Raw genomic sequence first — 12,305 nt, 5'->3', positions numbered from 1 at the left:
CGGGCACTGGGGTGGGCCCCGCAACACCGAGCCGGGGAATTAACCGCTTGTCAGGGGAGTTATGCTGATCGAAGACGATCGGCCACGATCCCGTACAAGGGGGTGAACGGTTTCGACTCTGGACGTTGGTCCAGTGGGAAGCGTGCCGGTGCAGGCAACGACCACCGAAAGCGTCGTCGCAACTAAATATAAGCGCCAAGACGAATAGTCAGCGCGACTTCGCCCTCGCCGCCTGAGCGAGTGCGAGTCTGTCGGCCCGGGTACGCCTTCGACCCGATGTGCCGGCATCAGCTAGAAGGCTCACCTCCGGTCCCGGCCACGGGGCCCGGCAGGGACATCAACAGTGGCTGGGCCCGTCACACCGGCTTGTTCGCGTGACCGGTGGGGCCGAGTAGAGGCACAGCGAACTGCGCACGGAGAAGCCCTGGAGAGACGGCAGAGGACCCGGGTTCGATTCCCGGCACCTCCACTCGACCGAAGGCGCCCCCTGCTCGACGCGGGGGGCGCCTTCGCTGTTTTCGGTCCTCGTCGTGTTTTCTGGGGGCGCAGCCCCGGACTCGCCCGGGGCGGTCCTCGGACCCCATCGTTGCCCGGGCCTCATCGTGGTGGGTTTCGTGTTGCGGGCCCGTTTCTGCACCAGCGACGACCAGTGCCTGGGTTGGAGTGCCATCGCCGGGTCCGGGGTTCGCAGGCCGGGCTTCAGTCCGCTGGTGGCGCATCGGTCCGAGGAGCTGGAGTCCGCGGGGTGTTGCGGACGGACGTGACGCAAGGACTGTGATGGTCAGAACTTGAGTTCGGTGATCGTGTTGAGGTCGATGCCGTAGCGGGCATAGATCTTGATGGTGTTCTCGCCGGTGAGGTCGGCTTCGGCGTAGCCGAGCAGCTCGGCGACGCGGACCACTTCGTCCTTCGAACCGGCTTCGATCTCCACATACGGCGGGATCTGCGGCCAGGTGTCGATCTCGACTTGTGCGCCGTCGAGGATGAAGCTGGTGCGATTGGTCTCTTGATAGGACTTCGGGGTGAATCCCAACATCCCCAGTAGCGCATTGGTGGCGGCGAAGTCATCGACGCAGACTTCGACTTCGTGGGTGCCGTCGATGGCGTCGCTGGTGATCTCCTTGACGGTCAGCGTTGTCTCACCGTCCGTGTCGCGGAGCCTGATCCACTTCGACTCGTCGCCGGGAGTGATGTCGTAGACGTAACGCCGCATGAACTTCTCGCGGAGCTTCTGACCGCCCTTGTCGAGGATCAGTTTCTCGGTTGATTCGGGGGCGATGTCGAGGATCTTGGCTTCGTGCTCGATGGGCACCGCGGGATCTCCCTCCGGATAGTGATCGTTACGGCAGGTTATCCGGCTCGCCGGGCGGCGAGCCGGTGGTACTCGGCTTCGCGGAGATCAAGGATCTCTTCGCGGAGTGAGCTGGTCAGGAACTCCTCGACGGGCAGGCAAAGGTCCATGCGCTGGATACACACGCCGACGTGGTAGCGGCCGGTTCGGTCGTAGTAGAGCCGGATACCGTAGAAGCCCTCTTGGCAGTCGGTGTCGTTATTGAACCGGCACCCGGCGCAGGTCTCGGGCAGGCGCACGCGGCGGATCTGTTTGAAGAACACGCGCCGCCCATCAGGCAGGCGGTAGGCGGTGCGGGTGCCGGAGACGCCAGCGGTGATGTGGTGCGCTTCGGCGACCGCGCCGCGCTCGGCGAGGATGCGTTCGATGGCCTCGATCGAGGCAGAGCCGTGGTCGAGCGAATTGAGCAGTCGCACCGACAGGTGCGGCGAGTATTCATCCAGCAGCCGGTGCACACGTGGAGCGTGGCTGTGGTCGAGCACGACGATGTTGGCGCTGGCCTTGACCTCGTGCTCTTCGCAGGTGGCGATCGAGCGTTTGAGCGTCGCGATCTTGCGTTCGGCCAGCTTGGCGTTGCGGTAGCGGGCGTGCTGGACCTCGGCGAGTTCGGTAGGTGTGGTGCCGAAGATCGAGAAGTTGACCCGATCCAGCCCTGCGGCGGCGCAGTCGGGCAAGACCCGTTCACCGTGCTCGCCGTTGGAAGTCATCCCCACTCGATAGCCCGCATGCGTGGCGAGGCTGGTCAGCTTCGCCACTGAGGAGTGCAAGGTGGGTTCGCCGCCGGTCAGGTGGACTTCGGTGAAGCCCAGCGCGTCGCGGAGCGCGGCGAGCACGTTACCGAACTCGTCGTCGGCCGGCACCGCAGCGGGAAGAAAGCCCGCACCGTTGGTGGCCGCGTAGATGGACACGCGCCCGCTGGCTCCGGCCGTGGTGAACTCGCCGAGTGGCTGCTTGCGGTTGTCCACCGTGACCGGCGTGCCCTCGTTGTGGCAGAACGTGCAGGTCAGACCGCACGCGTCAACGATCTTGACACGAAGGGTCGTGTCCTTTTCGACGTGCACCGGGATACCGGTGATGTTCATCGCGGTCATGTCCCTTCCTGGTTCGGTGGGCACCGGGTGCGGCGGAGACCGGGTCCGCTCGGGGCCGGGCTACGGTCATGCCGCGCTTGGGGTGCTCCGGCAGCGCAAGCGGCTGCCACATGCGGGAACGGCGCTCAGCTCGCGCCGCCGGAGCGGTCAGAGGCTCGAGGGGATCGAGCGGTTGCCATGGCTGGCCCGTGAGTGGTCGGCCAGTCCCGTACGGCGCTGACAAGATCGACGCCGATACTCGCGAGTACCGCTACAGCCAGCGAAACCACGGCGAGTGTGGAAGCCATGGTCGTCACGCCAGCCCTGCTGTCTCCGCGACGGCCCGTACGGCAGCCAGGGGATCTTGGTGGGGAGCGCCATCGTCTTGCGGCGGGGTCGTCGTCAACGTGAACATCGCTGGCGTCTCGCTTCCTTGGTAACGGTTCGTGGTGGGTTCGTCACCACAAGCGAAACGCCAAGACCAGGCGATTTGCAGTCTTGGATCAGTACGACTGAGACCGATCAGCTTCCGGGGGTCGCACTTGGGCCCCACTTCGCGGAGGAGACTTCACAGAGCATCGCGCGGTAGGCCAGGATCAACTACCAGGAGCGATCAGACCAATACGCAGGATGTGACCGGATGGAAAGTGTTGGCCACACCGGCGGCCAAGATTGCGAGCTGCGTGCGCTGCTGGACGAAGCGGGGATGAGCAACGCTGCGTTAGCACGTGCCGTGGTCACCGCAGGCGCCGAGGAAGGCGTGCACCTCGGCACGAACACGACCTCGGTAACCCGGATGCTGGGCGGAGCTCAGCCGCGCTGGCCAGTGCCGCGTCTGGTAGCCAAGGTGCTCTCTCGCTGCCTGCGCCGTGAGATCAGCGTCACCGGCTGCGGGTTTGCCGATCGCGCTCCCGCTACAGACGATTTACACGATGGACTGAACTGTTCCGGAACACTGGACGGCACAGTCCGCACAGTTGTCGAGCTGTCGGGACGGGATATGAACCGGCGAAAGTTCCTGCTGGGCTCCGCTTTTACAGCGGCGGCCTTCTCCGAGCCAGCGTTGTACGCGCTCACGGTGTCTCCAGCCGAGAGCACCGCCCGCGTGGCAGGTAAACGTATCGGCATGGCCGATGTCGAGATCATCACCGAGCACATCGCCCACCTGCGGCGACTAGATCATCGCTACGGCTCCGGCCGCGTCCGCGAACAAGTGGTGCAGATGCTGCACCGCGAAGCAAACACCGTCATGCACGGCACCTACTCGGAGAAGACCGGCAAAGCTCTGCTGGGTGCGGTGGCACAAGCCTCATGGCTGGCCGCGTCGATGGCCGCCGATGTCGGGCGGCACTCACTGGCACAGCGCTACTACATCCAGACGCTCAACCTCGCCATGAGCGCCGGCGATCGGCTGTATGCGGGCAATGTGCTGTCCCACATGAGCCGCCTGACTGTCCAACTTGGACACAGTGCTCTGACCGAGCATGACCGCCTCGGCCACGCGCGGCAATCCATTGCCCTGGCCCGCGCTGGTCAGAACGTGGCCAACGGTAAGGCCACTCCGGTGCTGTCGTCGCTGCTGCACGCGGTCGAGGCGCGCGGGCACGCCCTGTCCGGTGACGCCAACGCCACCCGCACGGCCGTGCTCGAAGCCGAGCAGCACTACGAACGCGCTCGCCCGGATGACGAACCCACGTGGCTGGGCTTCTACACCGAAGCCGAACTAACCGCCGATCTCGGCCGATGCCTGCGCGATGCGGGCGAACCCAACCAGGGAACCCGCCTGATCAAGCAAGCGTTGGACGGCTACGAGTCGTGGCGCGTGCGCAGCCGATGTTTCGTCCAGACCGACCTGGCTACCGCCCATTTGGCCAGCCGCGATCTGGAACAGGCTGCATCGCTGGGACGTGACGCCGTGCGCACGGCGAGCCAAGTCAGCTCCTCTCGTGCGCTCGACCGGCTCCGCACGCTGCAACGACAGGTGCGCCCGCTGCGCAGTGGTTCTCCGGACGTGCGCGAGCTGGACGACCGCATCACCGAACTCACCCGCATCAGCACCGGCCGAGACGAGGACACGACTACCTGATGACCAACAAGATCGACTTCGACGGCGCTCGCATCTACGCGATCCCCATGCGCACCCGGTTCCGGGGCATCACCGTGCGGGAAGGAATGCTGCTCGAAGGTCTCGCCGGTTGGGGCGAGTTCTGCCCGTTCGCCGACTACGACGACGCCGTGTCCGCCGGGTGGCTGGCGACCGCGATCGAGCAGTGCACCGTCGGCTGGCCCGAACCTGTGCGGGACCGCATCCCGATCAACTGCACCGTGCCCGCTGTCGGCCCCGAGCGTGCCCACGAGATCGCCGCCAACTCCGGCTGCCGCACGGCAAAGGTCAAAGTTGCCGACCACTCCGAATCCCTGCCGGAAGACCTCGCCCGCGTCGAGGCGGTTCGGGATGCCTTCGGCCCGAGCGGGGCGATTCGCGTGGATGCCAACGGCGTCTGGGACGTCGACACGGCCGTGTCCCACATCGGCCGGCTCGACAAAGCAGCAGGCGGGCTCGAATACGTTGAACAGCCCTGCTGGACCGTGGAGGAACTCGCCGCCGTCCGGCGTCAGGTCGATGTGCGTATCGCCGCCGACGAATCCATCCGCCGCGCCGAGGACCCCCTGAGGGTAGCTGTCGCGGGCGCCGCCGACGTCGCCGTCATCAAGTGCACGCCGCTGGGCGGTGTACGCCGTTCTCTGGAGGTCGCCGAAGCCGCCGGACTGCCCTGCGTGGTCTCCTCCGCTCTGGAAACCAGTATCGGTCTCGCAGCACAGGTTGCCCTTGCCGCCGCTCTGCCCGAGTTGGACTTCGCCTGCGGCCTCGGCACGCTCTCGCTCCTCAACAGCGATCTCGTCTCCGGCCCCGAATCGCTGCGTGCGGTGGACGGCTACCTTCCGGTACCGCACACACCACCCACCCCGGACTCCACCCTGCTCGACACTTACGAACTCACCGACCCCGAGCAAGCCGCATGGTGGCGCGACCGGCTCGCCCGCGTCCGCGCCGTGCACGACACCGACTGGCTTTCCTGAGGTACCAGCCGAAAAGGCGGCCGCGCCCGACGACGCTGCGACGTCCTGTACGTCAGCTCCGCAACCGCGCCCACTACCGACGCGCCGAACCACTCCCACCGCCGCGGCCGTGGCTCGACCAGCCCTGTAGGGACAGCCGCCGTCGGCGGTTCGTCCGCGGTCGGCGCGCTGACTCGTTCGTACTGCGGTCGTTCCGCGGCGGATGGGCCTGTGTCTGCGCTGGAACTTGTGTCGGTGGTCGGCGCTACTGTCAGCGGATGCCTGAGTTGCTGCGCAAGGAACCGTTGACCGCGTATCCACTGCACGAGCGCCCACGGGAACGACTGGTGGCGCTCGGTTCGGCTGCGCTGTCCGACGCTGAGCTCGTGGCCATCCACCTCGGTTCGGGCAGCCGCGGGCAGACGGCGTTGGAGTTGGCTTCCCGGCTGTTGCTCGATTTCGGCGGGGTGGAAGGGCTCGGCCGGGCCGACGTCGACGAGCTCGCCCGGCACGCCGGCGTCGGCCTGGCGAAGGCCTGCCGGGTGGTTGCCGCGTTCGCACTTGCCGACCGGGGGCGGCATGCCGTCGAGCGGCTGGAGGTGCGGACGTCGCGCGACATTGCTGCCGTGGCGGGTCCCCGCATCGGCCGGGTCAGGACGGAACAGGTGTTGCTTTTGGTGCTCGACGGCGCGCATCGAGTCAGCCGAGTGCTCGCCGTCGCGCTGGGTGGTGCGACGGCGAGCACGGTGCCGATCCGCGAGGTCCTGTCGCTGGCGCTACGCCACGACGCGGTGGCGATCGCGCTGGCGCACAACCACCCCAGCGGGTCCCTGAAGTGCTCCGTCGCGCCGACGAAGTCGATGATCTCGAACGACGTCTTCCCTTTGTCGGGGAAGAGCCGAGTGCCGCGGCCGATGATCTGCTTGAACTCCACCGGCGAGCCGACGGGCCGAAAGAGCACGGCGTACTTCAGATCCTCGATGTCTACTCCGGTGGACAGCAGCCGGGAAGTGGTAGCCACCACCGGGGAATCCTGCTCCGGGTCGGAGAAAGCCTCCAGTAACCTGGTCTTCTCACTTTCGGAGCCGACGATCCGGACGGCCCATTCGGGGTCCTGACCGGCAAGTTCTGGGTTAGCGTTGATGATCGCGAGCCGCATGTCGGCGGCGTGTTGCTGATCAACACAGAAAATGATGGTACGCGCCGTCGGATCCTTGCCGAGAAACCGGCTCACGTGTTCGGCCGCCAGGTCGGTTCGCACGAGAAGTCGGAGGATTCTTTCGAAGTCCCGCGTCGAGTACCGGCCCTCCGGAATCTCACGTCCCAACCGGTCGAGCTCTCCGTGTTCAGGCTCCCAGCCGTCGGTATCGGGACTGAGCATCACTCGCCGGACACGGTAAGGCGCCAGGTAGCCGTCGTCGATGCCGTCGCGCAGCGAGTAGGTGAACACCGGGTCGCCGAAGTAGGAGTAGGTGTCGACAGGGAAATCGTACCGTCATACGCAACCTGCGAGGCGATTCAAGCGCCCAGTGGAGAGCGTCGCTGAGCTGGTGCGGGTTCAGGCCCACCTCACGGGCGAGGTCGAGCCTGCCGGCCGACGGCACTCGGCAAGGGGTCTGAGCCGGGTGCCGGTCAGCCCTCACCTGCCAGGCGGGTGAGCGTGTCGGCGGCCGGTTCCTCCCGTGCGTCGCGGTGTCCGGTTCCTGCCCAGAGGTGGATCAGCCCGGTGTCGCCGGCGTTGGAGGCGGCCTTGCGCAGTGGGCCGGTGAGGTGGTGCACGGCGGGATAGGCGCAGGGGGCGATCGGCTCGTACCGATCCGTGAAGTGGTTCCGCAGCGCGCGTGCGGGGCGCCCGGTGAAGGCGCGGGTGACGACGGTCTCGTCGAAGTCGGGATCGGCCAGTGCGGTCTTGTGCGGCGCGGACGCCCCGCTCTCGTGGGTGCGCAGCAGCGCGGTACCGACGGTGACCGCCTCGGCACCGGCATCGACCGCGGCGGCGACGTCGGCGGGCCGGCTGATTCCTCCTGTACCGATCAGCGGGAGGTCGGTGTCGGCGCGAACGTCCCGGAGCAGCCGCGGCAACGGAACCCCGGGCGGGGTCCGTGCCGGGGTGAACGTGCCGGAATGGCCGCCTGCTGCCGAGGACTGGACGATGAGGGCGTCGACCCCGGCCTCCTCGGCGAGCCGTGCCTCGGGTGCGGAGGTCACGGTCTGCACCACCATGCTCCCCGCCGCGCGCAAGGCGGCGACGACGTCGCGGTGCGGCAGGCCGAAGGTCAGCGACACGACCGGCACCGGATCGGCGAGCAACAGGTCGATCTTGGCCGCCCAGTGGTCGTCGTCCTCGACGGGAGTCTCCGGAAGGTGCACGCCGTAGCGGCCGGCCTCGGGCAGGAGCGCGTCACGATAGGCGCGATAGTCCTCGTCGGACACCGGAACGGGATTGGGCACGAAGAGATTGACGCCGAACGGCACTTCGTCGGCGCGGACGGCGGTGATCTGCTCGGCCAGCGCCGCCGGTGTCTTGTAGCCGCCTGCGAGGAATCCCATCGAACCGGCGTGTCCGGCTGCGGTGACCAGGTTCGGCGCGGTCGGACCGCCCGCCATGGGGGCGGCGAGGACGGGAAGGCTGATGCCGAGGTCGGTGAGCACGAAGCTGTCCTTTCGGGAACTGCGGCCGGGCGGCCGGTCAGGAGGCGCTGAGCCGGCCGGGGAAGCGGACTCGGATCGCGGCCGCGGGGCCGACGTTAGGTGGCCCCGCCGGTGTTGTGAAATGCGTGCCGAGCCGGTTATATGCGGCTCGGGCATAGATGCTGGTGAGGCAGGCTCCGACCGTGGCGTCCCGGCTGGATCGGCCGATCCTTCGCAACCGTCCCCTGCGTTCGAGCGTCCGGCACCGGGCCGCGAAGGCCGGCGAGTGCTCGCGTCACGGGTGCACGGCGTCGATGGCGTCGAGCAGGTCCCGCACCGGTCCGTTCCAGGACGGGAACTCCGCCATGAACGCATTCCAGGCGAACTCGTCGTCGCCGTAGCGCTCCGTCAGCAAGCGGGCCAGGAACCCGACCTCGTCACCGTGAGCGGGCCGGAGGTCGTGACACGTCGCATACCAGCCGTGCACCATCGCCGATGCGATGTCGTAGCTGCTCTCGTCCTTGATCACCCGCGACACCAGGCCCTCGCGCAGGAGGAATCGGCGCGCGTCCGGGACCCGTGCGGGATCAAGGCGGAGCAGGGTCGCCAGAACCGCGGGAGGGACGCTGCCCGGCTCGTCGTCCTCGACGTCGTGCAGGAATCGGACCAGCGACTGCTGCCGGTCGTGGTCGAGCTCGTCGAACTGTTCCGGCAGGCACCGCAGGATGTCGGCCACCATGTTCGGGCTGCGCATGCCGGGACGGCCGAACAGATCGTCCTCGTGCCACAGGCCCCGGTCGCGCACTCCGGTCAGGCCTTCGACGCGGAGAACGGCGGCGATCGGCTGTGCGGGTGGGATCACGCTGATCGGGCTGGCGCGGCGGTACCGGTCGAGCACCGTGGGCAGGGCGTCGGCCGGAAGCGCCGGGTTCTGCAGCAGGTCGGACAGGATCGCCTCGTCCGGGAACGTCTCCGCGAGATACCGCAGCACGTCCGGGTTCGTCACGCGGAAGACCAGGTCCACGAGGTGTTCCCGGCGCGCGACGTCGAACATCGCCCTGGCGTTGTCGATGGTCTGCCGGGGCGAGAAGTAGTCGCGGATCCGGACACCGTCGGCGATCCAGCGCGAGGCCAGACTCGCGTCGACGTCGCTCAGCAGATCGGTTCTCCAGCGGTCGACCTGCCGGCGCTGCTCGCGGGAGAGCCACGGCCCGTGCCTTCGGAGCGGTGTCTTTCGCCGGGCAGCCGCGGGGATGTCCGCCAGCCGCAGCCCGCTGCGGGCGAGCAGTCGCAGGGCGCGGTCCCACAGCGGCGCGTCATCCGCGAACTGTTCGGCCAGATAGCCGGCCAGCCGACGTCGTTGCGCCGGGTCGAGTTCGGTCAGGTTCTCACCCGTGCAGTCCGCGATGTCGCGTGGTGCATCGTGGCCAGGTTCGTGGCCTGGTTCGTCGCCGGCGTGGCCGTCGGTGCCGCCCGCCTCGTGCGGGTGGGAGCGGAACGCTCGCTGCGGAGCGCCCCGGCCGGCCGTTCCGCGTGCCCCGGTGACTTCCTCGCCGAGCCAGTCGCGCGCGACGCCCGCGGGCGCGTAGGGCAGGAACGCCTCCTTGAGCAGGCGGGTGGCGTCGGTGTCCGCTCTGCCGCTGTCGGTGTCCACGCTCGTTCCTTCCGGTGGGGTCTGCTCATGGCGGCCGGGCTCTGCTCCAGCTGGGGCACGTCAAGGCAACCACGGAGCGGGGTCATCGCTGCGAACGGGCGATTCTGCGCGAACTTCCTACGTTCGACGGTCCTGCGCGGGGACGGTCGTTGCGTAGCCTCAGCATGTTCGCGTGACGACGACGATGCGAGGGATTGATGAGCGGTCGGCACAGGAATCGGGGAAAGATCGGGCTGTATGCCGCAGTTCTGGGTAGCAGTGCGGCAGTGCTGAGCGCGGTACTCGCTCATCCTGAGCCGGTGCGCGACCGGCCCGACGAATCGGTATCGGCACTGAGCGATTCGGCCGGATTGCGCGACACGAACGGAGCAGCTGGAGACGCGCACGACGCCGAGACGTCCGACGCAGACGTGGACGGGGACGGGGCGCACGACGCGGGCACGTCGTCGGCCGGACCACGCGGTACCGTGCCCGGCGCGGTACCGGAGTCGAAGGCCGGGTCGACGGCGGAGCCGGATGCCGAGGAGAGCCTGCAGGAGGCCCCTGCGCGGCCCGCAGCCGAGCCGGAGACCGAATCCGCCGCCGCCCCCGGCGAATCCGTAGCACAGCCTGAAGCCATCGCGGAGCAGCCTGAAGCCACTGCGGAGCAGCCTGGAGCCACTGCGGAGCAGGACGAAACCACCGCGGTGCAGGACAGATTGGCTGCGGCGCAGGACGAGACCGCCGCGGCACAGGGCGATACCACTGCCGTACCCGCCACGGCCGAGTCCGCCCGGGTTGCCGGGCAGGATCGGACCGCGGCGGAATCGGAAACCGTCGCGCAGGAGAGTCTCGACGCGGCTGAGGCAGTCGCGCAGACGGTGGACGAGCCTGCCGTCACGACGACGACCCGCACGGCGGGCAGCCCCGAGGTGAGTACGGAGGTCGACGCGAACTCGGTGAGTGCCGCGGTGACGGACCAGCACGCAGCCGAGGTCTCGGCCGAGACCTCGGCAGGTGGGGTCTCGATCGAATACGGCGGCAAGGTGAGCGTCGGTCCGGAGGCGTCCGCCTCGGCGTCGGCCGGCCGTGACGGGCTCAGGGCGGGCGCCTCGGTGGAGGGCGGTGTCGCCGGTTCCGTCGGTGTCGATGCGGAACGCGGTCCGCTGCGCGGCGGCGTGGAGGCCGGCGTGTTCGGCGGGGGCCGGGGTGAGATCTCCGGCCGGCTCGACCTGGACGGTGCCCGGATGGCCGTGGGCGGGTTCGTCGGATTCGAAGGGTCCGTGAGTGGCAGCGGCGGGATCAGCGGTGTCGAAGGCGGAATGACGTACACCGGTCAGGTGGGATACGGAGCCGAACTCGACGCGGGCGCCTCGTGGGACGGCGAGACGCTGGATGCCAGCACCCGGGCCGGTCTGGCGTTGGGTCTCGGCGGCAAGGTCGGGACGGACCTCTCGGTTGATCCGGGCCGGCTGGCGTCCGACTTCGGCGACTTCGCCAGCCCCGAAGACGGGCCGCTCGGCGGCGTCTCGTTCGCCGACACGTCGCTCGGAACCGAATCGGACGACGTTGCCGGTGAGGACACGGTCGACGCCGTCACCGGGGCCACGCGGGCTCACGACGACACCGGCAGCACCGATGCCGACGATGCCGCACGGGCCGAGGCTGCGGAGACCGAGGCCGCGGAGACGGAGAACGCGGAGACGGAGAGCGCGGAGACGGAGGCCGCGGAGACCGAGGCCGCGGAGACCGAAAGCGCGGAGACCGAGGCCGCGGAGACGGAGAACGCGGAGACGGAGAGCGCGGAGACGGAGGCCGCGGAGACCGAGGCCGCGGAGACCGAAAGCGCGGAGACCGAGGCCGCGGAGACCGAAAGCGCGGAGACCGAGGCCGCGGAGACGGAGAACGCGGAGACGGAGAGCGCGGAGACGGAGGCCGCGGAGACCGAGGCCGCGGAGACCGAAAGCGCGGAAACTGAGAATGCCGAGTCGGCGGCCTCGGAGAACGACACCGACTCGTCCTCCGAGGCAGGCGGCTACAGCGACGGCTTCGGCAGTGAGGTCGACGGCGGCGGGGTCGGCGACAGCTCGGACGACTCCGACTCCGACTCCGGGTCCAGCTCCGGCTCCGACGGTGGCGGTTACGGAGGCGGCGGCTTCGGTGGCGAGGTCGACGGCGGTGGGGTCAGCAGCGCCGGTTCCGGCGGTGGTGGCTACGGAGGCGGAGCTGCCGACGGCGGCTCCTCGTCCGGCAGTTCGTCCAGCAGCTCGTCCGGTGGTGGCTACGGAGGCGGTGGCTTCGGCGGCAGCGTCGGCGCCTGGTGAGTGACCCGGCCGAAGCGATGACCCGGCCGAAGCGATGACCCGGCCGAAGCGATGACCCGGCCGAAGCGATGACCGAGCGTCGTGCGACACGAGGCAGGCGGCGGCGCAGCAAGCCGATCACCGCCACCGCCGCGACCGCGGCCAGTGAGTAGACGGCGATGTCGTCGAGCGCGCCGTCGGCCGCCGCCTGCTCCGCGGTGACGACCAGCCGGCGTCGTGCCGCCGTCCCGGTCCGG

The 12,305-nt window shown here is 68.7% G+C and carries 7 protein-coding genes, 1 other RNA gene and 2 pseudogenes; 5 read left to right on the top strand and 5 right to left on the bottom strand.

Going from position 1 to position 12,305, the window contains the following annotated elements:
• Positions 1–98 precede the first annotated feature (98 nt).
• Positions 99–472, top strand: a transfer-messenger RNA (tmRNA) gene (ssrA, locus tag LY41_RS05950).
• A gap of 309 nt (positions 473–781) precedes the next feature.
• Here ssrA and LY41_RS05945 read toward each other — a convergent pair.
• Entirely contained in the window at positions 782–1,312 is a 531-nt protein-coding gene (locus LY41_RS05945; RefSeq protein WP_253862772.1) for a class IV adenylate cyclase, read from the bottom strand.
• A gap of 38 nt (positions 1,313–1,350) precedes the next feature.
• Positions 1,351–2,442, bottom strand: coding sequence for a radical SAM protein (locus LY41_RS05940; protein WP_253862771.1), 1,092 nt, complete (start codon positions 2,440–2,442; stop codon positions 1,351–1,353).
• A gap of 619 nt (positions 2,443–3,061) precedes the next feature.
• Here LY41_RS05940 and LY41_RS05935 point away from each other — a divergent pair.
• From LY41_RS05935 to LY41_RS24010, 3 genes and pseudogenes are all read left to right on the top strand, one after another.
• Positions 3,062–4,507 carry an NsdA family TPR-like regulatory protein gene (locus LY41_RS05935; RefSeq protein WP_253862770.1) on the top strand — a complete coding sequence of 482 codons (1,446 nt, stop codon included), beginning with the start codon at positions 3,062–3,064 and terminating at the stop codon, positions 4,505–4,507.
• Positions 4,507–5,502 (top strand): o-succinylbenzoate synthase, encoded by a 996-nt coding sequence (locus LY41_RS05930; protein WP_253862769.1) that lies wholly within the window; start codon positions 4,507–4,509, stop codon positions 5,500–5,502. The genes LY41_RS05935 and LY41_RS05930 overlap by 1 nt, the downstream gene beginning before the upstream one ends.
• Positions 5,442–6,314, top strand: a pseudogene (locus tag LY41_RS24010) (JAB domain-containing protein); the annotation flags it as partial. The gene LY41_RS05930 and the pseudogene LY41_RS24010, both read left to right, overlap by 61 nt.
• A gap of 125 nt (positions 6,315–6,439) precedes the next feature.
• Here LY41_RS24010 and LY41_RS24005 read toward each other — a convergent pair.
• The 3 genes and pseudogenes from LY41_RS24005 to LY41_RS05915 all read right to left on the bottom strand — a co-directional run.
• Positions 6,440–6,862, bottom strand: a pseudogene (locus tag LY41_RS24005) (hypothetical protein); the annotation flags it as partial.
• A gap of 251 nt (positions 6,863–7,113) precedes the next feature.
• Positions 7,114–8,133 (bottom strand): nitronate monooxygenase, encoded by a 1,020-nt coding sequence (locus tag LY41_RS05920; protein WP_253862767.1) that lies wholly within the window; start codon positions 8,131–8,133, stop codon positions 7,114–7,116.
• Positions 8,134–8,407: 274 nt separating this feature from the next.
• The gene (locus LY41_RS05915) at positions 8,408–9,766 is read right to left on the bottom strand and encodes a hypothetical protein (RefSeq protein ID WP_253862766.1); all 1,359 of its coding nucleotides are present in this window, start codon (positions 9,764–9,766) and stop codon (positions 8,408–8,410) included.
• 299 nt (positions 9,767–10,065) lie between these two features.
• Between LY41_RS05915 and LY41_RS05910 the strand changes: the two genes are divergently transcribed.
• Complete coding sequence (locus LY41_RS05910; RefSeq protein ID WP_253862924.1) at positions 10,066–12,069, top strand: hypothetical protein; 2,004 nt, start codon at positions 10,066–10,068, stop codon at positions 12,067–12,069.
• The last annotated feature ends 236 nt before the right edge of the window (positions 12,070–12,305 follow it).

The organism is Prauserella halophila (assembly GCF_024171895.1).
GTDB lineage: Bacteria > Actinomycetota > Actinomycetes > Mycobacteriales > Pseudonocardiaceae > Prauserella > Prauserella halophila.
Note: the sequence above shows the minus strand (reverse complement) of the source record. Positions and strands in the feature narration are given on the sequence as shown.

What these genes read in the sequence shown, in the direction of transcription:
- LY41_RS05940 (WP_253862771.1), bottom strand. Translation starts at nt 2,442, where the DNA reads ATGACCGCGATGAACATCACCGGTATCCCGGTGCACGTCGAAAAGGAC.
- LY41_RS05935 (WP_253862770.1), top strand. Translation starts at nt 3,062, where the DNA reads ATGGAAAGTGTTGGCCACACCGGCGGCCAAGATTGCGAGCTGCGTGCG.
- LY41_RS05930 (WP_253862769.1), top strand. Translation starts at nt 4,507, where the DNA reads ATGACCAACAAGATCGACTTCGACGGCGCTCGCATCTACGCGATCCCC.